The sequence below is a fragment of the Dysgonomonas sp. Marseille-P4361 genome, from assembly GCF_900343125.1.
Taxonomy (GTDB): Bacteria; Bacteroidota; Bacteroidia; order Bacteroidales; family Dysgonomonadaceae; genus Dysgonomonas.
Genome location: NZ_OPYL01000004.1, coordinates 78940 through 105821 on the forward strand (window position 1 = coordinate 78940; position 26882 = coordinate 105821).

Below are 26882 nucleotides of genomic sequence, written 5' to 3' on the forward strand. Positions count from 1 at the left end.
AATGAAATATACCGATATACTTATTGATTTAGACGACACTTTGATAGATACTGCAGCAAACACCAAAGCTACTGTACAAGAAGTGTACAAAGACTACCATCTGGGAGAATATTTCGAATCGTTTGATGATTTCTTTGCCTTCTATCACAAAAATGTGAGCAAGTTGTGGGATATGTATAATAAAGGGCAGGTATCGAAAGAAGAGCTTCAGACAACCCGCTTTACGACATCATTGTCGCACCTAGAAGGTTTTACTGACGCTAAAATAAAAACGATAAACGAGGATTATATAGAACGTGTAATGCAAAAGGACACCCTTGTTGAGGGTGCTATCGAATTGCTCGACTATTTGAAATCGAAATACAAGATGCACATCCTCTCGAATGGCTTTACCGAAATGCAGTACAAGAAAATGAGGAGTGCGAAGATTTCGGAAAACTATTTTGATAATATAATCTTGTCGGATGCCGTAGGAATCAACAAGCCTCATCCCGACATTTTCAGATTTGCATTGAAGCAAGCAAGTTGTTCGGCTGAAAGGACAATTATGATTGGGGATAATCTGCAAACGGATATTGTCGGAGCCCGTGACTGTGGTATCGATCAGCTTTGGTTCAATCCTGAGAGTAAGGCTACCGAAACTATTCAGCCTACCTTTACTGTACGAAAGCTAAACGAAATTAAAGATATATTATAAACACACAAAAGCTCAAAACCAAAGTCTTGAGCTTTTGTGCATTATATATAAAAGAGATTAGTCTAGCAATTTAGCTAAAGTCTCACTGATCTTCTCTCCTCTAAGATTTTTCTCTAATATCTTACCGTCTTTGTCAAGAAGGATTGTATGAGGAATACCCGACACACCGTAAAGTTTAGCCGCTTCGCTGTCCCAAGCTTTAAGGTCTGACATTTGAGGCCAAGTAATACCAAGGTCTTTGATACTTTGTTTCCAAGCGTCAGCTTCTCCATCCAAAGAAATAGCTACTATCTCGAAACCTTTATCTTTATATTGTGCATATGCTTTTTTCACGTTAGGCATTTCTTGAATACAAGGTCCGCACCATGAAGCCCAGAAGTCGATCAATACATATTTTCCTTTACCTGCATAGTCTGACAATGCAATTTCTTTTCCTTCCGGAGTTAACGATTTCACATCAGTAAACTGTTTACCTACAGCAGTTGCATTCATTCTTTCCAGACGTTCTGCCAGTTTAGTAAATCTCTCCATCGACTTGTATTCCGGTTTCAACTCAGCCATAAGACCATTCAGTTGATCTAATTCAAGATTGTAAGAACTCATAGACAAAAAGAAAGCTCCTACTTGATTTCCCATATTTCCTTTAATGAAATCATACAATGCAGTATTCAATTCTTTTTGTCCAGCTTCTACTTTTGTTTCAAATTCTTTCTTCAACTCAGTATTAGCTGTATCAGCCATTACTTGTTCATACATTGCATTCATTTCTTTGTAGAATGCCTGAGGCTTAGCCATGTATACTTGGTAAGCATTATTTATAGCAGTACCTTTTACAGTAGCCATTGTATCTAAAGAAATTTCGATTGTACCCGGCTCAACAACAAGCAAAGTTGGTCTTTGCAAGAAGTCAGGAGCCTGATCTAAAGCAATAAAATGAATAGAAGGGCCTTGAAGAGCTAAGCCTTTGAAAATGAATTTACCATCACGCACTTCTGCTGTATCAATAGTTACAAGAGTTCTTGTATTCCATGTAGAGTCCATTGTTTGTAGAAAGACTAGCTGTCCGTCATACTGACCATTAGGCAGTGTTCCGTTTATCGTAAAAGCATCTTTCTGTCCACAAGAAGTGGCTAAGATTGCAATTACAGATAAGAATAATATAAGTTTCTTCATAAGTAATTATAGTTTGTTGTTATAAATAATATCCATTGTTCTTTATAAAACAGATAAACATCTGATTCTGTTTTATCTAAACCTGATTATTTAAGTATCTCTGCTATTTTCTTCTCTAGTTCATCACCTCTCAGACCTGTAGCTAGTACAACTCCATTCTGATCGACAAGAAGTGTATAAGGGATAGAAGAAACTGCATATTTTTCAGATCCTTCTTGCTTGTCATCTGCTAATTGAATCCAATTCATGCCATGTTTTTTTACGGCATTCAACCATGCTGTTTTATCTTCATCTACCGAAATACCTACAATTTCCAATCCTTTGCCTTTGTACTTCGCATATATGCTTTTCAAAGCCGGCATTTCTTGGATACATGGTGCGCACCATGAAGCCCAGAAATCGATCAGGACACATTTGTTCTTACCCACAAAAGTAGAAAGAGCCACACGTTGTCCTTCGGCATTCACTAAATCTACATCAGCATATGGTTGTCCTTCGGCTGGAATTACACGACTAAGATCTTCTATCAAAGCTTCTATTTCTGGCAATTTCTTAAACGTTTCGTCTGATGCTTCTACCAATTCTGCTAATTCTTCGCGAGTAAACGATTGAGCAGAAGAGAAGAATGCAAATTGTCCGGCTTTGTTTGTCATATTTGCCTTAGCAAAGCCAAACACAGCTTTCTTCATGCTGTCTTGCAAGTTCATCAATCTTGTTTGTGCATCATTTCCTGCCGAATCAACAGGTACACCTTGTACACCACCTGCGTCTGATACTTCTTTATACAAAGCAGCAACATCGTTCATAATCAGCAATATTTTATTGTACTCATCATTTCCCTGAGTACCACCAATTGCAACATCTCCATTAGAGGCAAATGATATATTTATTGTTCCCGGTTCTAGGATTATCGTACCTACCGGTGAGTTTGGTTGTAGCATATCCAATCTCCCTACCGACAGAAAAGCCATAGATTTACCTTCTGTTACTGTTCCTTTGAACTCAAATTTATTATCTTTTATTACCACAGAGTCCATGATAGTAGGAGACTGTGCTGTCATGCTATCTATTTTTTGTAGATATACTGTTTTTCCGTTAAATGTGTCTTCTGTAAAAGAGCCTTTGATTGTATATCCATCTTTATTTTGGCACGAGGCTAAAACCAAGACGATAAGGCTTAGAAGAAATGTGATTTTTTTCATTAAAGAGTAGTGTTTATTTTTTTTTACAAATTAAAATTTCCCGTAAAGATAGAGTAATTTGTTTGAACATCAGTTGTATTTGGCATTTATATTCCTAAAGTTATTTTATATAAAGCATCGTTAAGAAGCACTAAAAAATGAAAACTAAATAGACTCCTTTTGTGTTCTACAGTAAAAATGACAAGAAGAATAATAAACTTTAAAAAGTAGAAAATTATGAAACAATTTGTATTCGCTTCTGCTTTATTCTCACTTATACTTCTTTCGGGATGCCAAGCACAGAAAGATCCAGCCAGAATATTAGCAGAGCAAGAAGAAATGAGGTTATTGTACGAAACAACAGTTGAGGCAATAAAAGACAGAGAATTTGTATTAGAAGCAGATCGTCTTGTATTTAAATACGGACATACTGCCCATGTTAGTTCCAGCACCAATTTCATCGCTGTTTCGGGCGAAGAGGCTACAATACAAATAACATCGAACTTTTCACCCTATGCCGGACCTAATGGAATTGGAGGAGTTACCGTTACAGGCAGAATATCTAACATTAAAGAAAGTGTAGACAAAAACGGCACATTATCATTCAGAATGAATGTCGTAGGTATAGGCGTATCTGCTACTGTATCTTTCAATTTACCTAAAGGGACTAACCAATGCACTGTCATTGTGTCGCCAAATCTGAACTCAAATGTCATTACATTTATCGGCAGCATCTACCCTACAGAGTTTTCTGAAATATACAAGGGAAGAGCATTGTAAGGCTAAGCAGTTGTTTATTTATGTTTTTAAATAATTCGATATTAGCCAAGGCATAATAAAAAGTTGTATTTTTGCAAAGCATTTAATTTTGTGAGCATGATATTAGAACGACTTTCCATACTGAACTATAAGAACATTGAACAAGCCGACTTGAGTTTATCGCCTAAGATCAATTGTTTTTTGGGGAGCAATGGTATGGGAAAGACCAATTTGCTGGATGCTATTTACTACTTGTCGTTCTGTAAGAGCCACAGCAATCCGATCGACTCGCAAAACATTCAGCATGATGCAGACTTTGCCGTTATTCAGGGCTGGTACGAGCTTGACGGTAAACCCGAAGAGTTCTTTTGCAGTCTGCGTAGAAAGCAAAAAAAGCAATTCAAGAAGAACAAGAAAGAATACGAACGCTTTTCCGATCATATAGGACTGCTTCCGCTTATTATTGTTTCTCCTTCCGATACTGAACTAATCAACGGCGGGAGCGATGAGCGACGCAAATTCATAGATCAGTTCTTATCTCAGTTCGATAAAGAATATTTACATTCTTTGATCCGCTACAACAAAGCACTGCAACAACGCAATGCTTTGTTAAAAACGGATGGTTATATAGACCCTACCCTCTTCGACTTGTGGGACGAACAATTGACCGAGGAAGGACAAATTATATATACAAAGAGAAAAGACTTCGTTGAACGCTTTATTCCTACATTCCAAAAATTCTATGACTTCATCTGCCTTTCTAACGAAAAGGTTGCTTTGTCGTACGAGTCACATTTCGACAATGGAGACTTCATTACGCAACTGCGACAAAGACGCGATAAGGACAGAGCGCTGGGATATACCGGCATTGGCATACACAAGGATGATTTGGATATGAAAATGGACGATTATTCGATCAAACGTGTAGGGTCGCAAGGACAAAACAAAACCTATGTTGTGGCACTGAAACTGGCTCAGTTCGACTTCTTGCGTCAGGCAACATCGACAACTCCTATCCTTTTACTTGACGATATTTTCGACAAACTGGACTCGAACCGCGTAGAACAAATCGTCAAGTTGGTTTTGGAGAAAGATTTCGGGCAGATATTTGTTACCGATACCAACCGCGAACATTTGGACGAAATACTTTCACATACCAATAGTAATTATCATCTTTATGTTGTAGATAAAGGCGAAGTAATACAAAAGAATACATCCCTATGAGAAAACGAAATACAGAAAGCATAGGCGAGGTACTAAAACAATACTTCGAGGAGAACCCATTCTTCAGAAGGAAACTTGCCGAGAGTAGAGCCGTCACCGGCTGGGCTAAACTGTTAGGTCCGATGGCTACCTCGTACACAAGTAATATATACTATAGGAACGGAACACTGTATGTATCACTAACTTCATCGGTGTTACGCTCCGAACTTTTAATGGCTAAAGAAAGACTTATCACAAAACTTAATGAACACGCCGGGATGCACGTCATCAACGATATCGTATTCCGATAAAAAATTAAACGTATGGAAATCAAACCCGAAACTTTCAAATCGACTCTTCCTATACAGATTCGCTTTGGTGATATAGATGCCATGGGGCATATCAATAACAATATTTACTTCAGTTATTTCGACCTTGGCAAAACGGCCTATCTAGAGGCCATAAAACCTACTGCTATGTATTGGGTAGACAAACTGATGGTTGTGGCACATATCGATATAGACTTCTTTTCTCCTATCTATTACAAGGAAAAAGTATCTGTGGACACAAAGGTTACCAAGCTGGGCAACAAAAGCGGGGTATTTCTCCAACAGTTGCGCAATGTAGACAATGGAGAAATAAAATGCCGTTGCTCTACAGTTTTTGTGACTTACAATCCTGATATGCAAACATCGGCTCCAATCCCTGAAATATGGAAAGAAACAATATCTAAGTACGAAGGTCTGGAGTTGTAGAAAACAACTCCCCTTCTTTTTCTTAACACTACTCCTCTTTTTCTAGTATTTTGATGACAGCGTCCTTTATACTTCCATAACTGGAATCTTCGTTGAAAATCAATCCATAGTTTAAGTGTGAATCTTTTTTCCAAGCACACAGCATGTAAGTACCACTACCCATGCTTACCGCAGCTGGTGAATATTCGGTCTGAATTCTGTATTCTATTTCACCATTTTCATCAATAATATAGAATCTTAATTTATCATAAATGTTAGCGCTTTTGCCACTCTGGTATCTCTCGAATACCTGAATCAATTTGTCATTAAACTTAAATTGATCGATGCAAAACATATCTGACATTTGTTCACTCAACAATTTTCTAGAATGAGCATCGTATAGCTTCTCTTTCAAAGGCTTTGCCTTGTCATAGTCTTTATTGTGATAATGAATTTGAATCAATTTAGCATAAGCATGGTAATCATTCGGATCTAAAACCAAAAGTTCTTCATATATTTTTTTAGCGACATCATTATTTCCTTTCAACTGTTCCAGCAAAGCAATATTGAACAATAAAGAAGAATATCCTTCTTCATCTTGCGATACCTTTGATTTTCCTTCATACAAAATGGCTAAAGCTTTATCATTTTCATTCTTATCCATATAAATATTAGTCAACATGGAATAAGCCGTTAACGAAGCTTCATCGTATTCTACCGACTTTTTAAAAGCCACTTCTGATGCATCCAGATCTTTCATATAATAATAAGCTGCGCCTAATCCATTATATGACTTTGCTAATTTTTCGGATACAGTATCCATATCTATACATTTTTCGTAGAGAGGCACAGCCTCGCTGTATTTACCCAAAAACAGCAAGCTTGTAGCTTTTGTATAGTAAGGTCCTATCAGGGTCGGATCTTTTTCGATCGCCAAATCCATGTACTTTATACAGTTCTCGTCGTCTTCTATCCCCATATAAGACAAACCTATATAATACAACATATCTGCTGAATATTCTAACTCAGAAGACGCATATTTCGATATTAGTTCTTCATACTTTCCAGCATCATACATTTTGGATATTTCATCTGCTTTATACTCCTGCCCCCAAAGCGAAAGCATGGAAATAAGGAATATTGCTAAAAGAATTGTTTTTTTCATAGTTTCATATATTTGCAGGTTATAGTCTTAAAGATAATAATTTTATCATATCATTCTTATATATCACAACAGACTTTCAGCTAATTATTAAACAAAAACTTTCCTAAGTTCTTGCATAATTCATTTTTTTTATATCTTTGCAAAAACAAAGAAGATACATATGACTATTCTATTAACAAATAAAGCATGGTGGTGGCGCTCTCAACTCTCAAAGTCGTGAGCCAAACTGGTGTGTATTTACTTGAATAGAATAAATTTAAAATACAGAAGCCTGTCGTAACTCACGACAGGCTTTTTTTGTAAGAAAAAAATAAAACACAATATAAAATGGAAAAATTTGCAGTTGACAAAAATGGTTTTTATGGAGAATTTGGAGGAGCATACATCCCCGAAATCCTTTACGATAATGTAGAAGCACTAAAAAACTCTTATCTGGAAGTGATCAAAGATCCAACATTTCAAGAAGAATATAACAGCCTGCTTAGAGACTATGTTGGTCGTCCGTCACCACTGTATTTAGCAAAACGGATGTCCGAAAAATACGGATGCAAACTATACCTAAAACGCGAAGACCTAAACCATACCGGTTCGCACAAGATAAACAATGCTATCGGTCAGATTCTTCTGGCTCGCCGCATGGGTAAAACCCGCATCATTGCCGAAACGGGAGCCGGACAGCATGGGGTAGCTACAGCCACAGTTTGTGCGTTGATGAACATGCAGTGCATTGTTTACATGGGGAAAACTGATGTGGAGCGTCAAAAACTGAATGTACAGAAAATGGAAATGCTGGGAGCAACAGTTGTTCCCGTTACCAGTGGCAACATGACGCTGAAAGACGCAACAAACGAAGCAATACGCGACTGGTGCAGCAATCCTTCCGATACATATTATGTAATTGGTTCTACCGTAGGGCCTCATCCCTACCCCGACATGGTAGCGCATCTTCAGTCTGTAATCAGTGAGGAGATTCGCAAGCAGTTATTGGAAAAAGAAGGGCGCGAGACTCCCGACTATGTAATGGCTTGCGTAGGAGGAGGAAGCAACGCAGCGGGAACAATCTTCCACTTCATCGACGAACCCGATGTAAAAATCGTATTATCCGAAGCTGCGGGTAAAGGATTAGATTCAGGACTATCTGCTGCAACCATCCATCTTGGTAAGCTGGGTATCATTCATGGCAGCAAAACTTTGATCATGCAATCCGAAGACGGACAAATAGAAGAACCTTATTCTATCTCTGCCGGATTGGACTATCCGGGCATCGGACCAATGCATGCTCATTTGGCTAAAACAGGACGCTCGCAGGTGCTTGCCGTAACGGACGATGAAGCTATGGCTGCTGCCTTCGAAATAACAAAGTTGGAAGGTATAATCCCTGCCATCGAGTCGGCACACGCGTTAGGCGCTTTGGCTAAAATGAAATTCAAGAAAGACGATGTAGTCGTTCTTTGTCTGTCTGGTCGTGGCGACAAAGATATGGAAACCTACATAGCTGCTTTTGAAAACAATTAATCGAAAAATTGTCATGAAACGATATAAAATTCAGGTAAAAACCAAAGACCTTCTTGCCGACCTTCAAACTCCCGTAGGCATCTACCTAAAAGTAAGAGATGTATATCCCGAATCGGCACTGCTCGAAAGTTCCGACTATCATGGAGGCGAGAACAGTTATTCGTTTATAGGAATCAGCCCTATCGCCCGCTTCAAGGTGGAGAATGACGAGATTACATGCACTTATCCCGACAATACAGTGAAGCTAGAAACACTGGGGGGAAACGAGAAACTGACAGATAAGTTTAACGACTTTGTCAATCAGTTTGAAGTCCAGGGCGAAAACAAGACAAATATCAACGGCTTCTTTGGTTATACTTCTTACGATGCTATCCGTTATTTCGAAGATGTAGACCCAGTCAACACTCGGCTGAACAATGCCGACATACCTGAGTTTTATTATATTCTATATCGTTTTATACTTGTTATCAATCACTTGAAAAACGAACTAACGATAGTAGAAAACATTGCAGAAGGAGCAAATGATAAGATGCACGAGCTGGAAGCTATCCTTGCCAACAACAATATCGCATCTTACAATTTCGACACCATTGGCACAGAACAATCGATGATTACCGACGAACAGCATCGCCAAATGATACACAAAGGAATTGCCCATTGCGAGCGCGGCGATGTATTTCAGATTGTTCTTTCCAGATGCTTTACACAGAAGTTTGCAGGAGACGACTTCAAAGTGTATCGTTCACTACGTTCTATCAACCCTTCGCCTTATCTTTTTTATTTCGACTTTGGGTCATATCGTATATTCGGTTCTTCTCCCGAAACGCATTGCAAAGTCTCTAAAGGGAAAGCCTATATAGACCCTATTGCGGGTACTTATTTCCGTACCGGAGACGACGAAAAAGACCGTATCCTTTCCGAAAATTTACTGAAAGACGAGAAAGAAAATGCCGAACATGTAATGTTGGTAGACCTTGCTCGCAACGATCTCAGCCGTAACTGTCACGACGTAAAGGTGGACTTCTATAAGAATGTGCAATTCTATTCGCATGTTATACATCTGGTTTCGCGTGTGAGTGGAGTGATAGACCAAGACAAGAACAGTATGAAAGTGTTTGCCGATACATTTCCTGCCGGGACATTATCGGGAGCGCCAAAGGTAAGAGCGATGCAATTGATACGCGACATCGAACAACAAATGCGCGGTGTATATGGAGGTTGCATCGGCTATATCGGATTCAATGGCGACCTCAATCAAGCGATCACCATACGCACATTCCTCAGCCGTAACAATACGCTTTACTATCAGGCAGGAGGTGGTATTGTTTCCAAATCGAACCCCGAGACTGAAATCATGGAGGTAAAGAATAAATTGGGTGCATTGACCAAAGCAGTTAAGTTTGCAGAGAATTTAAGGAATTAAAAAATGAAGATTTTAGGGATTATACTCGGTGTCATAGGCTTGCTAATTCTTTTCTGTTGCATCGGATTCTATATCTATTGCAACTATGGAATTCTGGAAAAAGACATCCGAAAAGGGAGGTATCTGGATACAGCGATAGAAAAACCAACAGATGAATTTCTTCCCAAAATAGAAGAAGCATATCGGTTACAACCCTATTCAAAACTTCCTCCTAATCCTAAAATTCTGTATGAGACAGAAGATAAAATATACTGGGGGTATGTACAATATGAAATATTCAGAACACCTGTAAAAGATTTATATTTTACCTATAAAGACGAGAATTGGACTCAATTTAAAATTGAACTAGAAAAAGATTCAATACAATGAAAATATTAATATTCGATAACTACGATTCATTCACATACAATTTGGTACATCTTGTAAAAGAATTAGGCTTTACCGATGTGGATGTGAAAAGAAACGACAAGATAACATTGGACGAGGTTGATAAATACGATAAAATCATCCTCTCACCAGGTCCCGGTATACCTTCCGAAGCAGGACTTTTATTGCCACTGATCAAGGAATTTGCAGGTAAAAATCCTATCTTAGGCGTCTGTTTGGGACATCAGGCGATTGGTGAATCGTTCGGTGCCAAGCTGACCAATCTGGAGGACGTCTATCACGGTGTAGCTACGCAGATAAAGATCACGAAAGAGGACTATATCTTCGACGGATTGGGCACAGAATTGGAAGTTGGTCGTTACCATTCGTGGATTGTAAACAATCTGGATCTGCCGGAGTGCATAGAGGTGACAGCCGTTGACAGTAAAGGTCAGATAATGGCTCTGCGTCATAAAGAATACGATATTCATGGTGTGCAGTTCCATCCCGAATCGGTGCTGACTCCTGCAGGAGAAGTAATCATCAGAAATTTTTTAAATAACTAAAATAAAACAACTAATTACGATTATGAGCAAGAAGATCATTTTAAGCGAGAATGACATTCCTAGAAGCTGGTATAACATTGTAGCGGACATGAAAAACAAACCGCTACCTCCATTAAATCCAAAAACAAAAGAAGTTTTAAACCCATCTGACTTAGAACCAATCTTTGCCAAAGAGCTTATCAAACAAGAATTGACCGAAGAGCGTTGGGTAGAAATTCCTGACGAGGTAAGAGATCTTTACAAAATATGGAGACCTACTCCACTGGTAAGAGCTACCGGACTGGAAAAAGCATTGGACACTCCAGCTCATATCTATTTCAAAAATGAAGGAGTAAGCCCTATCGGCTCTCACAAGCTAAACTCTGCTCTGCCTCAAGCATACTACAACAAGATGCAAGGGATCAAGCACCTAACGACTGAAACAGGAGCCGGACAATGGGGAGCAGCACTTAGCTTCGCATCCAGCATATTTGGTTTAGACCTGCAAGTTTACATGGTAAAAGTAAGCTACAACCAAAAACCTTACCGCCGTATGATGATGCAGACATGGGGTGCAAACGTTATCCCTTCCCCAAGCGACTTAACCGAAGCGGGTAGAGCAATCCTTGCCAAAAACCCTAACAATTCGGGGAGTTTAGGCATAGCGATTTCTGAAGCCGTTGAAGCTGCCCTAAAGGGAGAAGATACTCGCTACACTTTGGGTAGTGTATTGAATCACGTTATCTTGCACCAAACAATCATTGGTCTAGAAAGTGAGAAACAAATGGAAATCGCAGGCGAATACCCTGACATCGTTATCGGATGTTTTGGAGGAGGTTCCAACTTCTCGGGTATCAGCTTCCCATTCCTGCGTCATAAATTGACAGATGGTAAAGAAGTTCGCATTATTGCATCTGAACCTGCAAGCACCCCTAAACTATCGAGAGGTAAATTCGAATACGACTATGGTGACACTGCTGGATTGACTCCGCTATTGCCGATGTACACATTAGGACACGACTTCCAACCGGCAGACATTCATGCAGGAGGACTACGTTACCATGGTGCTGGTACTATCGTTAGCCAATTGCACCGTGACGGATACATCGAAGTTCAGGATATCCCTCAACTAGAGACTTTCGAAGCCGGTAAATTATTTGCCAATACCGAAGGTATCATCCCTGCACCGGAATCTACTCACGCTATTGCTTCTGCCATCCGCGAAGCGAAGAAAGCGAAAGAGGAAGGTGTACAAAAAACAATTCTCTTCAATCTTTCGGGCCACGGACTAATAGACATGACTTCTTACGATCAATATCTGAGCGGAAACATGCAAAATTACAACCTGACTGATGAGGAAATTGCTAAAACAACAGATACGTTAGAGAAACTAGTAAAATAAAAAGCTTTTAGCCAATAGCCGTTAGTACAGAAAAAGCTAACGGCTGGCAGCTAACAGCTAATGGCTACCTATATGAAGCAAATTTTAAACAGACTATTCGAGCATCAATACCTCAACCGGACAGAAGCAAAAGAAATTCTGACAAACATGGCCGACGGAAAGTACAACGATTCTGAGATTGCCGCATTTATCAGTGTTTTCTTGATGCGTAGTATCAGCGTTGACGAATTTCTGGGATTCTCAGATGCTTTACTCGACCTCAGAACAAACGTAGATGCCTTGGCTGCTTACAATCCTATTGACATTGTTGGTACGGGAGGCGATAATAAAAATACATTCAACATATCCACGCTTGCCTGCTTTGTTGTTGCAGCATCAGGATACAAGGTAGCTAAGCATGGCAACTACGGAGCAACATCGGTGAGTGGTGCGTCGAATGTGATGGAGCAACACGGAGTAAAATTCACTTCAGATGTCAGCAAACTGGAAGAATCGCTTGATAAGACAAACATTGCTTACATGCATGCTCCGCTGTTCAACAATGCCTTGAAACGGGTTGCACCGGTACGAAAAGCTCTAGGCGTACGCACCTTTTTCAATATGCTGGGACCGGTAGTTAATCCCATCAGACCAAAGCGAACTGTACTTGGTGTTTTCAATCTGAAACTGGCTCGCCTCTACTTCTACATGTATCAGCAGACAGATGTAGATTATTCCATTGTTCACAGCCTTGACGGGTACGACGAAATATCGTTGACCAACGACTTCAAGATTATCAACAAGTTTGAAGAAAGAATCTACAAACCCGAACAAGTTGGCTTCGAACGTTGTACAGAGCTAGATCTGGACGGAGGAACAACCCCTGAAGATGCTGCCAGAATATTTGACAATGTAATCAACAATACAGCTACCTCTGCACAAAAGAATGCCGTAATAGCCAATGCTGCTACTGCAATTCAGACCATCAAACCTCTCCTATCTTTCGGCGATGCAATAGCTCAGGCACGAGAAACAATAGAAAGTGGACGTCTGAAAGAAACATTCAGTAAATTTCTGACATTAAATTCATAATCAACATGGAGCGTTTAGACTCGGACATACAGAAGAATAAGAACAATTCGACAGCACGATATACGAAACTGGCGATTGGCTTTATTGTGCTTTTTGTTCTCGCCTTTTTTGCGCTCTTCATTTCTATATTCAAACCCGAAATAAAAGAGAACTTCAAGTTAAGCTTGGAGAAAATTCCGGAAGATTTTCAGAATTATAAGTATTTAGAAGATTTTGAAGACAACAAATATTTTGAAAGTGTTCCTACCAATTCTTTTTTCCAAAATAATGCTCCATACTATTTTTTGCCAGATAGTACGTTGATATTAAATAAAAGAAAAGCGAAGAAAAACTTCTTATTCAAAATAAATAAAGAAGGCTATATAACAGACAGCTGCAAATACGAAGATAATCTGCAATTTTATTATAAAACATTGATTAACTTCGACGAAGAGCTTTATAGCAAATGGCCTCTGGATGGTAAAACGATAGAGTATGAGATAGAATCTATAGACAATAGTCCTGAAGATTATCTGCTTGATATATACAAAAAAGCTGAAATTATTGTCCTTAAAGAACGTGTTTTTCTGTTTGCAGACGGTAAGTGGTATTCTTCCGACAAGCAATTTTGGGATGGGTTGAATGAAGACTTTTTAAAAAGAGATTCCTTCAATTCTTACCGATACAGAGAGATAAATCATATTCCAGAGATGAAAGTCTGTTATACAAAACGAATAAAGTATAATCCTTCTCGGATAAGTGGTTATTTGCAGGGCGGTAGCGGAAAGCCTGCAAGCTGGGATTGTGACTTATATATCGACCTTAAGTTAGGAGATACAATTTTCCCTTTCAAGCATAAAATATATTGGGTTAAAGACTATAAAGATGCTGCTGCCGATAAATCTATCTCTTATATCCGAACAAGTAACTACTGCATAATAGAGAACTTCATAATCAGAATAAAATAAAAAAGAGAATAGCTTCTAACAAATATTTAAAAGAAACATTTAGTAAATTTCTGACATTGAATTCATAAAGTTAAGCATTATGCAAAACAACACTTCATCTGTAAACCCAAATCCTAAAGCCGGATGTTTGAAGAAATTTCTGATTATATTCGGTGTTACAGCTGTACTCTTTATTGCAGCAGTCGCATATATTTTCGATCAGGTAAGTGGAAATGCTGAAAAAAGATTTGAAGAAAAAGAGAATGCTAGGCTTGCAAAAGAAATACTACCCGAAGAATATAAATCATATCCCGACCTATACGAATTAAGTAGCACTGATGATTACGAAGTAATTCCTTTGGTCGCAGATTTTTCTTTATACTACATTTTGCCAGACAATACGCTTATCCTTGCCGAAAAATTTGGCGCCAATTTCTTAAGGATTAATACTGATGGAGAAATCATCGGGCATTATTATAATCCCGATCTCAAATTTTATGGCACATCACTGATGCAGTACACTGTTTTCACTCCTCCCCTGATAACATCAGATGATACGACCGAAGAACAGGATATAAAAATTGAGACTGTCCCTGAACCTATAATCAGTGGAGTGTACAGCAACTGGCCCATCAATGGAGATACAACTCTATTTCAGATACAACCAATAGAAAAAATAGCATCTACAAAAAATCAGAAGATTGCCGCATACGACAAAGCTGATGTAGTAACATATGAATATATAGGCGGAGATAAGGTGAATGAATTTGCCTTCTTACACATAGGAGATACTTGGTATATGTCCGACTACAGATATAAAGAACAACCTGTAAAGCACTTGTATAAGGAAAGAGAATCCCTGAACAGATTCTTAAATAATTATAGCAACATAACTATCAAGTATAAAAAACGAAACAGATACAACCGTGCACGGTCTGCTGGTTATTTGAGTGGGGGTATGTTGAATTATTCCGAATGGGAAGGCGATCTATACCTTGATATGAAAGTAGGGAAAACCAGTGTGCTTTTCAAAGAACGCTTCAAAGAAAACAAAAATTCTTATGGGCTTATTCAGGTATATTTTGATGTCATCAATATGGGAAACTACGTTATAATTAATAACCACTTGATAAGACAAAGAAAGGAATGAAAAAGGTACTCATCATCAATGGACACCCCGACAAAGAAAGCTTTTGTTTTGGCTTACACCAAAGCTATAAGAAAGGTTCGCTGGAAGCAGGAAATGAGATAAAAGAAATTATTCTGCCCGATATGGAGTTCAATCCTATTCTACAACATGGCTACCGAAAACGAACAGAACTGGAACCTGATTTGTTAGATGCTTGGCAAAAATTGCAATGGGCCGAACATATAGTCTGGATATACCCTACATGGTGGGCTGCTCCTCCAGCCTTGATGAAAGGTTTTATCGAGCGTTTATTCCTACCGGGATTTACTTTCGAATATCAGGAGACATCTCCTTTCCCTAAAAAACTATTGAAAGGAAAAACATCCGAAATCATCAGCACTATGGATTCGCCCGTATGGTATTACAAATGGATAGTGAAAGATGTAGGCGGAAAAATGATCCGTAAAAATATTGGAGCATTCTGTGGAATAAAAAATATACGAACGACCTATCTCGCTGTCATAAAACAATCGACACCCGAAAAGAGAAAACAATGGTTAGATAAAGTAGAAGATATCGCTAAAAAAACAAAATGAATTTGAATACAAACAGTGTATCGAGAGAACGTATCAGACTGGCTATTTTCAGTCTTTACTGTTGCACAGGAATATGTTTTTCCAGCTGGGCAAGCCGTATCCCGGATATAAAGACTTCGCTAGGGCTGGGTGATGCTGCATGGGGAACAATCCTTTTGATGATTCCCATAGGGCAGATATGCGGTATGACGATCTCGGGACTGGTAATATCCAAGATAGGAAGTAATAGAATCTTCCCTGTTGCACTTGTTGCCTATGTGCTGGCTCTTCTATTAGTCGGCGTTTCGGCAAGCGAATATGCTTTGATAATGAGTCTTATTGTGTTCGGATTCTTTAGCAACTTTTGCAATATTTCCATCAATACGCAATCGGTAACGGTAGAAAACATGTACGACAAACCTATCATGGCATCGTTTCACGGAGGGTGGAGCCTTGCCGGATTAATAGGGGCAGCTATAGGTCTACTGATGTCAACACTACATATTAATCCGCTTCTGCATTTCAGTGTTGTGGGAGTATTAGTGCTGATCACCCTTATTATAAACAAGCCTTACCTGCAACCCGACCCTAAAAAAGTAAAGGATCCTGCCGATATTGCCTCCAAAAAGAGAAACAAACCCGAAACATTCTTGTTTCTGCTGGGTATCGTAGCCTTTTGTGGAATGGCAGCCGAGGGAGCAATGGCAGACTGGAGCGGATTGTATTTGATAGATGTTGTAGGAGCAGCCAACAATATCGCACCTTTAGGCTTAGCCGCTTACATGGTGACAATGGCTTCGGGACGATTCCTGATAGACAAGGCAACTCAGAAATGGGGACGTCAACGCGTATTACAAGCAGGAGGTACGCTTATCACAGTGGGACTATTCATGGCAGTGGCCTTACCTTATCTTATTACTACAATCATCGCCTTTATGATCATAGGATTTGGTACGGCAGGCATTGTTCCTACCATATATAGTGTTGCCGGACAACGCACTAAGATTCCAATCAGTATTGCTTTGACTATCGTATCGAGTGTCAGTTTCCTTGGGTTCTTATTAGGACCTCCTATTATTGGTTATATTTCCAGTGTTACAAACCTCAGATATTCGTATGCACTGATTGGCTTGTTTGGAATCTGTATCGTTGCACTTGCGTCCATTATTAAAATATTCAGAATAGATAAAAGATAAATAGCTATGGCTAACATTTTAGATAAAATTATTGCAAATAAAAAAATTGAGGTAGAGCAACAAAAGAAGCAATACAGCATCGATGATATGATGCGTTTTATTGCCGATTCGAGCGTTCAGCCTAAATCATTCAAAGAGGCATTAGCCAATTCTTCTACAGGGATTATTGCTGAGTTCAAAAGGCGTTCTCCTTCTCGCGACTGGATATTTAAGGACGCGAAGATAGAAGACGTTGTACCTCTTTATTCGCAGAATGGAGCAAGTGCCATCTCTGTACTTACCGATATGGATTTCTTTGGAGGTAATCTGGAAGACCTTAAAAATGCCCGTAGTTTGACCAATACACCTCTACTTAGAAAAGATTTTGTGGTAGATGAATTTCAACTTTATCAGGCTGCATGGTATGGGGCAAGTGCTATATTGCTTATTGCTTCGGCTCTTACTGTTGAAGAAACCAAAGCATTGGCACAAAAGGCAAAACAACTGCAATTGGATGTATTGCTAGAGATACATAACGAGCCAGAATTGGATCACATCAACCAATATGTCGATGTAGTAGGTGTGAACAACCGCAATCTGGGAACATTCGTTACCGATATACAGGTTTCGTTCGACTTGGCTGATAAGATTCCTTCCGAGTTTGTAAAGATTTCGGAAAGTGGAATTTCTCAACCTCAAACCGTTATCGACCTGCAACAAGTTGGCTACAGAGGTTTCCTTATGGGAGAAAACTTTATGAAAACAAGCAATCCGGGGCAAGCATTAGAGGACTTTATAAATCAATTGCGATGAAAATCAAAGTTTGCGGGATGAAATTTCCCGATAATATAAATGAATTGAAAAAATTACCGATAGATTATATGGGACTGATATTATACCCTAAATCTGTTCGATATTTTTTCGGGGAAGACAAGGATATTAGCGTTGAGGCAAAGAAAGAAGCTTTGTTCGAAATTCCTTCTCACATCAAGAAAGTAGGAGTATTTGTAAATGATGATCCTATGCACATTTCTTTCTGTATCAAGCACATGAAACTTGACGCCATACAGCTGCATGGAAGCGAAAGCGAGCTTGACTGCGACCTCATGAGAGATTTACACCCCAACACAGAGCTGATAAAAGCTTTTAACGTATCTGTTGCAAGCGACTTTGATCAGGCAAAAGACTATGAAGGTCTTGTTGATTTTTTTCTTTTTGATACCAAAACACCGCAACATGGAGGTTCGGGGCAAAAATTTGATTGGAGTATTCTGGATGCTTACAAAGGCAATACACCCTTTTTCTTGAGTGGTGGTATTTCGGCAGATGATGCTGAAGCCATTAAAAGAATAAAACATCCTCTATTTTACGGGATTGATCTCAACAGCAAGTTTGAGACAGCTCCGGGATTAAAAAACATACAACTATTACAACAATTTATAAAAACACTGAAAGATGAACAGAATTAAGCAACTATTCGAAAAGAAGCAAAAAGATATTCTTTCTATATATTTCACCGCCGGTTTTCCAAACCTGAATGATACCTGCAATGTAATTCGCGAACTGGAAGCCAACGGAATAGACCTAATAGAGATTGGCATTCCTTTTTCCGACCCTATGGCCGACGGACCTACAATCCAAGACAGTGGTACTATTGCCCTCAACAATGGAATGACGCTCAAACTACTTTTTGAACAATTGAAAGATATTCGTCAAGATGTAAGCATACCTCTTATCATGATGGGTTACCTCAACCCTATTATGCAATATGGCTTCGACAACTTCTGCAAAAGTTGCAAGGAAGTAGGTGTTGATGGTGCTATCATTCCCGATCTGCCGTTCAATGACTATATCAACGAATACAAACCCATTGCCGACAAGTACGACATCAAAGTGGTGATGCTGATTACCCCCGAAACTTCGGACGAACGCATCAGATTGATAGACGAACATACCGATGGTTTTATTTATATGGTCTCCTCTGCTTCTACCACCGGAGCGCAAAAAAGTTTCGATGAGAAGAAACAAGAATATTTCCGCCGCATCAACGGTATGAACCTGCGCAATCCTCGCCTTATAGGTTTCGGGATATCGAATAAAGCCACCTTAGAAGCTGCTCAGGCAAATGCAAACGGAGCCATCATAGGAAGTAAATTCATTACTTTACTAAAAGAAAGTGCAGGAATCGGAAATGCAGTAAAAGCTCTGAAAGAAAGCTTAAGTAACTAAAAGGAGCGTACATTTTTACGATTTTAGTAGTATCTTCGCAGCGGTATAACACAACTCTCGAAAGACTGGATGGCAAAAATAACGGAACTTATCAAGCGATTGGGCAAATTGGTATGGAAGTATAAATTCACTATACTCTGTCTTGCTTACTTTTGTACAATCTCTATTCTAGCTTTGTACATAGTCAGTAAGCCTGCCCTTATCAACGCTTTGTCATTCATACTTATTCTGAATATTTTAGCCAAAACGAAATATTCGGCATGGCTGTCCGTTATTCTGGCTGTGTTTATTTCATTCGATGCCTACTTTGCTTTTGTCTATTCCAATCAGGCATCTATTGGGACAATGGCTTCTATATTGGAAACGAACGGCACCGAGGCTTTCGGTGTTCTATCCGAAACCATACTAACTATTATAGGCATTCTGGCAATCAGCCTATTCCTTATACTAATGTCGCAACGAGAGTTGAAAGAAGGCTTTCTGTCAAGGAGAGTATCACTTATACTGCTTGTTGGTTATTGGGTAGTAGCAATGCCTGCTATATCGTATTGGAAAATTAAAGCACTCGGGTACGAGGATTTTGTAGCCAATTATCCAGTTATCGGTGTTCATTCGGTAGTGGCATCTAATTTTCCGCTCGTTTATGGTGATATATCTACATTTGTAGCCTATCAGCACGAAATGCACGAAATGAGAAAATTCCTTCAACTGGAGAAAAGCTTACCCGAAGGTATTAGCTTCGACCCCGAAAAAGAAAGCCCTCAAAAGCTATTCTTCGTTATTGGCGAAAGTGCCGGACGACACAGAATGTCTCTCTACGGATATGAAAAAAAGACTACTCCTTTTTTCGACAGTCTGGCTGTTGTAGAACCTACCCCACTCCGTATTTATGATGCGTATGCTCCTGCATCGATCACCCGCGATGCCATGCGTATTATCTTATCCTTTGCCACTCCTTTGGAAGCCAAACCTTTTTTCGAGAATTACAACATCGTCGATCTGGCTAATATGGCGGGTTACGAAACAGTATGGATATCGAATCAAGACCGTGTGGGCGAAAGCGACAGCTATATTGGTTTTGTTTCGGCAAAAGCAAAGGAATCGTACTACGAAAAAGATTTTGTAAAGGAAGACTTTAAGCTCTTATCGTATGTAAAAGAGGCTTACAAGCCAAATAAAAAACAATTTTTTATCATTCATCTTCTGGGAAGCCATGTCCCTTACAACGAGAGATATGACGAGGTAGATGCAAAGGCCTTACCTGCTCTACCGGGAGAAAAACATATCACGACAGAATATGACCGAACCATCCATCATACAGACAGACTGATGAGAGATTTGTATCAGATCGTAAAACAAGATTCTTCGTCTGTTCTTTATTACTTCTCCGATCATGCTGAGTTGGTCGAAAACGGCGGACATGGTGTCATGGTTTTTGAACGAGGATTATTCGATATTCCAATGGTTACAATCAATAATAGTCCTCTAAAGACTGATTCTATATTCCAACATTATATGGTTCCCGAAACAACTTTGATAAATAGTTCCAGCTCTATATATATTCTCTCCGAGATGATGGGATATTCTATAACAGATCAAGCAATTCGAAAACCGTTGGAGGATAGCAGATACATATTTCATGTAGATAAGAACCCTTATCTTTACGAAGACTTCCAATTTTCGGGACAATAGACGCCTCTTAGTTTATTGATTATTTTGCTTTTGTTAAACAACCTTGGCAAACATTTTATACTTTTGTAGTTAACAAAAAAGTTTTTGATCAAACCCTAAGTATAGTGAAAAAAATTGCCGCACTCCTTAAGAAAACAACTATCTATATAAGACAACATTATTTCCCTACCGAGCAGGATAAGGCCATCAAAAAATGGCGTGCCGATAATGGAGATCAACGCCTGATCCCGGTACACGATCTCAACGAAGATTCGTTTGTTATGGATGTAGGCGGGTTTCATGGAGACTTTGCAGCGGAGATCTATGCACGATACAGCTGTCTGATCAATATATTTGAGCCGGTTCCTCATTTTGTAGATTTGATGAAAGAGCGCTTCGAGAAAAACCCTAAGATCAAAATATTTGATATTGGCTTGGGAGGACATACGAGCACCGAAACAATATCAGTAAATCAGTTTTCGAGTTCTATATACCGCAAGGTTAGTAAAGATGCTGTCGAAATCAAGATTGTAAATATAGTCGATTGGCTCGATGAGAATAAAATTGAAAAAATAGATCTGATAAAAATAAATATAGAAGGTAGTGAATACGAGTTGCTAGATAAGTTTATAGAAAGCCCTTATATAAACCGTACCAAAGAGATCATGATTCAGTTTCACAACTTCTTCCCCGATGCTGTGGCAAGAATGGAGAAAATTCAGAAGAAACTGGCGGAGACACATGAACTCAGCTTCCAGTATCCTTTTATATGGGAAAACTGGAAAATGAAACAATAAGAAAGAATGGATAAGTCGCTGAAAGAAAAGACGGTATCGTCTCTTATCTGGAGCTTTATTGACAAAGGCGGACAGCAGGTGTTGCAGTTTGTCTTTCTTTTCATTCTGGCTATATTCTTATCCAAAGACGAAGTAGGGCTGGTGGCTGTCCTCGCCATCTTTATGGCAATAGCCAATATATTGCAAGAGAGCGGCTTCTCGTCAGCGCTAATCCGAAAAAAAGATGCCGATGAGGCTGATTTCTCTACCATCTTTTATTTCAATATAAGTATCAGTATAGCCTGCTATCTTATACTGTTTTTTGCGGCTCCATGGATTGCTAAGTTTTACAACAACGAGTCAATCCTCACCGATCTATCCCGTTTTCTATTCTTGGCATTTGTATTCAATGCGTTTGGCATCATTCAGAATGTGCATCTCATCAAGAAGATGGACTTTAAGACAAATGCGCGTATATCACTGGCTGCATCCTTTGTTTCGGGATCTGTGGCAACAGTTATGGCATACCTTGGTTATGGAGTTTGGAGTTTGGCTGTACAGCAAGTGTTGCAAGCTTTCCTCCGTTCTTCGCTATTATGGATATTCGTCAAATGGCGTCCTAAAACAGCTTTTATGATGGATAGGCTCAAAGCTATGTATGGGTATAGTGTAAAACTTTTATTTAACTCCATTTTCGGGCAAATATCTAAAAACCTTACTTCTGTTATAATGGGGAAAAGATTCCTCTTTGGTGATGCGGGAAACTATTCTTATGCTAACAAATTTGGAGAAATTCCTCAATCGGTAATAGCAAGCAGTTTATCAAGTGTCATATTGCCTCTGTTGAGTAATCTGGAAGACGAAACCGAAAAAAGGCTCAAAGTCTTTCGAAAGATTGTAAGGGTGATAAGTTTCGTCTGCTTCCCTCTGGCAGTATTTACTTTTATTGCTGCAGACTCGATTGTACTTGCCTTGCTGCAAGAAAAATGGGCAGGAGTGATTCCTATGCTACGCATAGTTGCAGTGGGCACATCTGTGCTTCCGCTACTTTATGCACTGACGTCACTACTGCAAGCTATCGGCAAATCAGGCTTGCTGTTGAGCATGGAATTTACACGTAACCTGATAACTATTCTTGTCCTTATCGTCACCAGCCAGTTTGGTATAGGATATATGCTTTGGGGAGTAAGCATTATGGCTATCCTTACTTTTGTGGGGGAATATTATATTGTCGGGCGAATGGTGAACTATCGCATCTTCGATGTACTAAAAGATGTATTTCCTTATATATTCCTTGCTTGCGTTTCTTTTCTCCCATTTTATTTCCTCTCAGTAGAGCTTATCGAGAATCACTTTGTCCGTCTTATCTTGCAAGCCTTACCGGGATCTGTCATTTATTTCGTTCTTGCAAAGGCATTAGGTTCGAAGGTATTAGATGATTTATTGACAATTATGAGAGGCAAAAAACTGGATTAATGCTGACCTTTTCTCATTATTTGATAACTTTGTTTTTATTCTAAAAAGCGTATATGGTTACAATCGCATTATCAGGAGGTTTAGGCAACCAAATGTTTCAGTATGCAGCAGCGAAAGCTCTTGCTACCCGACTAAACACACCCCTGATTGCAGACCTATATACTTTCAACAAAAAGACTAAGGCAACCCCTCGCTCTTTCGAATTGGATGTATTCACTTTGGAAATAGAAAAAAGGAATACCCTTAGCGGAAAATTGATTAACAAGCTTCATCCCTATATCCAGAGGCACAGGGCATTTTTCTCCCTGATTGGTTTCTTTACCGATACTTATGCCATGCTATATCAGCCTTCATTCGAAAAACTGAAGGGAAATATTACCATGCAGGGAAACTTTCAGAACGAGAAATATTTCATAAACATAGCGAATGAGCTTCGTAAAGACTTTGCTTTTCGCTCTCCACTGAATGGCAAGAATAAAGACTTAGCTGAAAAAATTAACCAAACGAATGCTGTCGCTATCCATATACGCAGAGGTGATTATCTGACAAACCAAGGAGCTGCGACAAACTTTGTTACTTGCGACAAGGAGTATTACGAGTCAGCGATAAATTATATCTCAGGAAAAGTCGCTCAACCCGAATTTTATATATTCTCAGAAGACTTTGAATGGATTAAAGAAAATCTTAACTTCGGTAATTCTACGGTGACATACATCGATTGGAACAAAGGAAAAGACAGCTATATAGATATGCAACTAATGAGCCTGTGCAAGCACAACATCATTGCAAACAGTAGTTTTAGCTGGTGGGCTGCATGGCTCAACAAGGATGAAAACAAAATCGTAATTGCCCCGTCAAAGTGGTTTCAAAGTGAAGAAAAGAATCAATTATTAGACGATTTCTATCCAAAAGGATGGATTAAAATATAAACAGATTATGCCTAAGGTTTCAGTATTAATGCCGGTTTACAATGCTACCCAATACCTTGCGGAAGCTCTGGAAAGCATTTTGCTGCAAACTTTCCAAGACTGGGAACTAATCCTCGTGGATGATGGCTCTACCGACGACATCATGTCGATGCTGAGCCGATACCAAGACGAACGCATTTATTATATAAAGAACGATGTTAATCTGGGGCTTATCAAGACGCTGAACAGAGGAATTGATTACTGTGGCGGAAAATATATTGCACGCATGGATGCTGATGATATAGCACACCCTCGCAGGCTTCAGTTTCAGGTTGACTTTATGGAACAGCACCCCGAATACCTAATGTGCGGAACCGATGCATTGGTAATTGACAATGATGGAAACAGAACGGGTAAGATATGCAATCTGACATCCAACAATTTGTTACAAATCAACTTGTTGTTTTCTCCTCCATTTATCCATCCAAGCACCATAATACGCAAAGAGGTACTTGAAAGGAATAGATACGATGAAGATTACAAGCATGTAGAAGATTACGAATTGTGGTGCAGAATAGCCCATCAAGGGAAATTTGCCAATATCGGCAAATTTCTTCTTCTCTATCGCTGGCACGACAGCAATGTGTCTGTACTGAACAGTAAGACGCAAGATGCATTGAAAGATACAATTATAGAACAGGAATTAGCCAGACTGGATATTACACCCAGCACGGAAGAACTTTATTGGCACAAGCTTACGTTCAATCTCTATCACCTAGGGAACAAACTGGATATTAATACCGATTCATTTACAGAAGTCTCTGCTTGGTTCTTGAAGCTATCGGAGCAGAACAAAATAAAAAGTATTTACAATCAGTCCGATTTTATTGCATTCCTTTGGGCTCGTTGGATTGTCCTTTGCCTGTCGCAAAAAAAATATGGAAAAATACTTACCCCTTCTTTCAGATCATTCAAGCCGTCGATACTTATCAAGCTGTTTAAATTAATTCTGTTTTTAAGAAAAAAACGATGACTGAGAGAGAAAATTTACGCGAGATATACAATCCTGACGGATCGGAACTGCGAACTCTTCAACTAAAAATGTTGGATATACTGACCATTGTTACCAGTATATGCGACAAACATAATTTACAATACTGGATAAGTGGCGGCACATTGTTAGGCGCTGTACGGCATGGAGGCTTTATCCCTTGGGACGATGATATTGATATCGAATTGTTACGCCCGGACTATCAGAAATTACTTAAAATATTACCAAAAGAGTTGCCGTCAAATCTTTATCTGCAAATACCTAAAGAAAAAAGCTATCGCCTGTTATTCTCTAAGGTGAGAGACCGAAATTCCATCATCCATTCCGAAGAGGAAGATATGGCAAGTTACAGAGAGAAGGGTATTTTTATTGATATTTTCTCGGAAGAAAGAAGCTATCGTGGATTGAAGAATTGTGTCGACTTCTTCTACGGGAGAGCATTCAGAAGGCTGAAGAGAGGCAGACCATTTCATTCGTTACGCTATTTCTACGAATACAGTATTTCGCTCCTACTCTATCCTATAGGCATATTGCTGATGTGGATAGCCAGAGCTATTTGTGCAATAACTAAGCCTGATAATATTCTGCATAGTTACGGAATAGGTAATTCTACCAATCACAATGCATCGTATATGTTTCCCGTAAGTAAAATCACATTCGAAGGAAAAGAATTCTCCGCGCCAAAGGATGTCGATACTTACCTGACAAAACAATATGGAGACTATATGACTATTCCGCCAAAAGAAAAGCGTGCTACCCACTTTATGAAAGTGGAATATTTAGATTAGCTTCTCGAAGATTTTTCTAGTCAATGCAACTTTCACTTCTTTATTTTCATCATATTATATATAATCCCTATATATAATATTTACCTAAAACTAATAACATGAAAAAGCTTCACTTTTATTTTTTATTTATGGCAGCTTTAAGTTTAGCCTTTGTATCGTGTGATAATGATGAGGAAGATGGAAAACTCAAAATAACTAGAAATGGCGAAGAAATGACCTCTGTATCCATAGCCTCCTTTGAAACAACTACTATTTTAGCCCAAGCCAATGTCGATGGTGAGTATTTTGCAAAATCGGATAATGAAGATATAGCTACAGTTAAAGCTTATCGCGATTGCATTGTTGAAGGTTTCGAAAATAATGATATTCTTTTTGAAATAACAGGTCATCAAAAAGGGAGTACAATTATCACCTTAACGGACAGCAAAAACAGAACAGCCAGATTTGAAGTAATTGTCAACAACAAAGAAGTAACCTTTACTGTTGCTGAACATTTTACCCTTATAGAAACCGAGGAAGAAGCGGAAGAAAACCAGACAGCAATAGATAAAATAAAAAAAGAAATTGTAGACAAATTAGTACCGATAAAAAGTAGCTTTGCAATGACTTATACATCTGAAGATAAAGGAAATCTGATTTATTATCCTGATTTTGAGAATGTAGAAGAAAATTCTGAGGGGAATTTCGAAATAATAGCGGAGAAAAGTGGCAGATACTTTATCTTCAATTACAACGAACAAGAATATAAATACAGATTAGAGTTTGGTGCAAACAGACAAAAAACATCAGTAGCTCCAAACTATGTCTACTTAGTTCTCGATTTTACTGATGACTATAAGGATATACTACAACCTAAAATAACCAAGGCTGAGGGTGTTCTAACAGTAATGATTAATTGACCAACTAAATACGCACAAACAAAAAATGCTAGTATTTGAGAATAC

At 38.9% G+C, this 26882-nt stretch carries 28 protein-coding genes; 25 read left to right on the top strand and 3 right to left on the bottom strand.

Features of this window, described 5'->3' with window-relative positions; genetic code table 11:
* The first annotated feature begins 1 nt into the window (after position 1).
* On the top strand, positions 2 to 697 hold the full coding sequence (locus DHU68_RS08875; RefSeq protein WP_108822632.1) for a YjjG family noncanonical pyrimidine nucleotidase: 696 nt from the start codon (positions 2 to 4) through the stop codon (positions 695 to 697).
* Between the two features lie 57 nt (positions 698 to 754).
* Here DHU68_RS08875 and DHU68_RS08880 read toward each other — a convergent pair whose 3' ends face one another.
* Together DHU68_RS08880 and DHU68_RS08885 are read right to left on the bottom strand one after the other, a co-directional pair.
* Positions 755 to 1870 carry a TlpA disulfide reductase family protein gene (locus tag DHU68_RS08880; protein ID WP_108822633.1) on the bottom strand — a complete coding sequence of 372 codons (1116 nt, stop codon included), beginning with the start codon at positions 1868 to 1870 and terminating at the stop codon, positions 755 to 757.
* A gap of 86 nt (positions 1871 to 1956) precedes the next feature.
* Positions 1957 to 3072, bottom strand: a complete 1116-nt coding sequence (locus DHU68_RS08885) for a TlpA disulfide reductase family protein (RefSeq protein WP_108822634.1) — start codon at positions 3070 to 3072, stop codon at positions 1957 to 1959.
* A 216-nt stretch (positions 3073 to 3288) separates the two neighbouring features.
* Here DHU68_RS08885 and DHU68_RS08890 point away from each other — a divergent pair, with 216 nt between their 5' ends.
* The 4 genes from DHU68_RS08890 (at position 3289) to DHU68_RS08905 (ending at position 5768) form a co-directional block, all read left to right on the top strand.
* A complete protein-coding gene (locus DHU68_RS08890) occupies positions 3289 to 3831 on the top strand; it encodes a DUF4251 domain-containing protein (protein WP_108822635.1) in 543 nt (180 codons plus the stop codon).
* A 96-nt stretch (positions 3832 to 3927) separates the two neighbouring features.
* Positions 3928 to 5034 (top strand): DNA replication/repair protein RecF, encoded by a 1107-nt coding sequence (locus DHU68_RS08895; protein ID WP_108822636.1) that lies wholly within the window; start codon positions 3928 to 3930, stop codon positions 5032 to 5034.
* The gene (locus DHU68_RS08900) at positions 5031 to 5324 is read left to right on the top strand and encodes a DUF721 domain-containing protein (protein ID WP_108822637.1); all 294 of its coding nucleotides are present in this window, start codon (positions 5031 to 5033) and stop codon (positions 5322 to 5324) included. The genes DHU68_RS08895 and DHU68_RS08900 overlap by 4 nt, the downstream gene beginning before the upstream one ends.
* 12 nt (positions 5325 to 5336) lie before the next feature.
* Positions 5337 to 5768 (top strand): thioesterase family protein, encoded by a 432-nt coding sequence (locus DHU68_RS08905; protein WP_108822638.1) that lies wholly within the window; start codon positions 5337 to 5339, stop codon positions 5766 to 5768.
* Between the two features lie 28 nt (positions 5769 to 5796).
* On the opposite strand, the gene DHU68_RS08910 is transcribed toward DHU68_RS08905, so the two are convergent.
* Positions 5797 to 6912, bottom strand: coding sequence for a lipopolysaccharide assembly protein LapB (locus DHU68_RS08910; protein ID WP_108822639.1), 1116 nt, complete (start codon positions 6910 to 6912; stop codon positions 5797 to 5799).
* A gap of 327 nt (positions 6913 to 7239) precedes the next feature.
* On the opposite strand from DHU68_RS08910, the gene trpB reads away from it, so the two are divergent.
* From trpB to DHU68_RS09010, 20 genes are all read left to right on the top strand, one after another.
* The gene (trpB, locus tag DHU68_RS08915) at positions 7240 to 8427 is read left to right on the top strand and encodes a tryptophan synthase subunit beta (protein WP_108822640.1); all 1188 of its coding nucleotides are present in this window, start codon (positions 7240 to 7242) and stop codon (positions 8425 to 8427) included.
* A gap of 13 nt (positions 8428 to 8440) precedes the next feature.
* A complete protein-coding gene (locus DHU68_RS08920; RefSeq protein ID WP_108822641.1) occupies positions 8441 to 9850 on the top strand; it encodes an anthranilate synthase component I family protein in 1410 nt (469 codons plus the stop codon).
* Positions 9851 to 9853: 3 nt separating this feature from the next.
* A complete protein-coding gene (locus DHU68_RS08925; protein WP_108822642.1) occupies positions 9854 to 10219 on the top strand; it encodes a hypothetical protein in 366 nt (121 codons plus the stop codon).
* Positions 10216 to 10782, top strand: a complete 567-nt coding sequence (locus DHU68_RS08930) for an aminodeoxychorismate/anthranilate synthase component II (protein ID WP_108822643.1) — start codon at positions 10216 to 10218, stop codon at positions 10780 to 10782. Before DHU68_RS08925 ends, DHU68_RS08930 begins: the two co-directional genes overlap by 4 nt.
* Before the next feature lie 19 nt (positions 10783 to 10801).
* The gene (locus tag DHU68_RS08935; RefSeq protein WP_185117504.1) at positions 10802 to 12163 is read left to right on the top strand and encodes a TrpB-like pyridoxal phosphate-dependent enzyme; all 1362 of its coding nucleotides are present in this window, start codon (positions 10802 to 10804) and stop codon (positions 12161 to 12163) included.
* 72 nt (positions 12164 to 12235) lie between these two features.
* Entirely contained in the window at positions 12236 to 13234 is a 999-nt protein-coding gene (trpD, locus tag DHU68_RS08940) for an anthranilate phosphoribosyltransferase (protein ID WP_108822881.1), read from the top strand.
* Between the two features lie 5 nt (positions 13235 to 13239).
* The gene (locus DHU68_RS08945; protein WP_108822645.1) at positions 13240 to 14181 is read left to right on the top strand and encodes a hypothetical protein; all 942 of its coding nucleotides are present in this window, start codon (positions 13240 to 13242) and stop codon (positions 14179 to 14181) included.
* 79 nt (positions 14182 to 14260) lie between these two features.
* The gene (locus DHU68_RS08950; RefSeq protein ID WP_108822646.1) at positions 14261 to 15310 is read left to right on the top strand and encodes a hypothetical protein; all 1050 of its coding nucleotides are present in this window, start codon (positions 14261 to 14263) and stop codon (positions 15308 to 15310) included.
* Positions 15307 to 15885 carry an NAD(P)H-dependent oxidoreductase gene (locus tag DHU68_RS08955; protein WP_108822647.1) on the top strand — a complete coding sequence of 193 codons (579 nt, stop codon included), beginning with the start codon at positions 15307 to 15309 and terminating at the stop codon, positions 15883 to 15885. The genes DHU68_RS08950 and DHU68_RS08955 overlap by 4 nt, the downstream gene beginning before the upstream one ends.
* Entirely contained in the window at positions 15882 to 17060 is a 1179-nt protein-coding gene (locus DHU68_RS08960) for an MFS transporter (RefSeq protein ID WP_108822648.1), read from the top strand. Before DHU68_RS08955 ends, DHU68_RS08960 begins: the two co-directional genes overlap by 4 nt.
* A gap of 6 nt (positions 17061 to 17066) precedes the next feature.
* Positions 17067 to 17852 (top strand): indole-3-glycerol phosphate synthase TrpC, encoded by a 786-nt coding sequence (gene trpC / locus DHU68_RS08965; protein ID WP_108822649.1) that lies wholly within the window; start codon positions 17067 to 17069, stop codon positions 17850 to 17852.
* Complete coding sequence (locus DHU68_RS08970) at positions 17849 to 18508, top strand: phosphoribosylanthranilate isomerase (RefSeq protein WP_108822650.1); 660 nt, start codon at positions 17849 to 17851, stop codon at positions 18506 to 18508. Before trpC ends, DHU68_RS08970 begins: the two co-directional genes overlap by 4 nt.
* Positions 18495 to 19268 carry a tryptophan synthase subunit alpha gene (gene trpA / locus DHU68_RS08975; protein ID WP_108822651.1) on the top strand — a complete coding sequence of 258 codons (774 nt, stop codon included), beginning with the start codon at positions 18495 to 18497 and terminating at the stop codon, positions 19266 to 19268. Before DHU68_RS08970 ends, trpA begins: the two co-directional genes overlap by 14 nt.
* A gap of 69 nt (positions 19269 to 19337) precedes the next feature.
* A complete protein-coding gene (locus tag DHU68_RS08980; protein WP_108822652.1) occupies positions 19338 to 20960 on the top strand; it encodes a sulfatase-like hydrolase/transferase in 1623 nt (540 codons plus the stop codon).
* Positions 20961 to 21064: 104 nt separating this feature from the next.
* Entirely contained in the window at positions 21065 to 21736 is a 672-nt protein-coding gene (locus DHU68_RS08985; RefSeq protein ID WP_108822653.1) for an FkbM family methyltransferase, read from the top strand.
* A 6-nt stretch (positions 21737 to 21742) separates the two neighbouring features.
* A complete protein-coding gene (locus tag DHU68_RS08990; protein WP_108822654.1) occupies positions 21743 to 23191 on the top strand; it encodes a lipopolysaccharide biosynthesis protein in 1449 nt (482 codons plus the stop codon).
* Positions 23192 to 23244: 53 nt separating this feature from the next.
* The gene (locus tag DHU68_RS08995; RefSeq protein ID WP_108822655.1) at positions 23245 to 24120 is read left to right on the top strand and encodes an alpha-1,2-fucosyltransferase; all 876 of its coding nucleotides are present in this window, start codon (positions 23245 to 23247) and stop codon (positions 24118 to 24120) included.
* A 7-nt stretch (positions 24121 to 24127) separates the two neighbouring features.
* Positions 24128 to 25132 (top strand): glycosyltransferase, encoded by a 1005-nt coding sequence (locus DHU68_RS09000; RefSeq protein WP_108822656.1) that lies wholly within the window; start codon positions 24128 to 24130, stop codon positions 25130 to 25132.
* A complete protein-coding gene (locus tag DHU68_RS09005; protein WP_108822657.1) occupies positions 25129 to 25938 on the top strand; it encodes a phosphorylcholine transferase LicD in 810 nt (269 codons plus the stop codon). The genes DHU68_RS09000 and DHU68_RS09005 overlap by 4 nt, the downstream gene beginning before the upstream one ends.
* Before the next feature lie 98 nt (positions 25939 to 26036).
* Positions 26037 to 26837, top strand: a complete 801-nt coding sequence (locus DHU68_RS09010; protein WP_108822658.1) for a hypothetical protein — start codon at positions 26037 to 26039, stop codon at positions 26835 to 26837.
* Positions 26838 to 26882 lie beyond the last annotated feature (45 nt).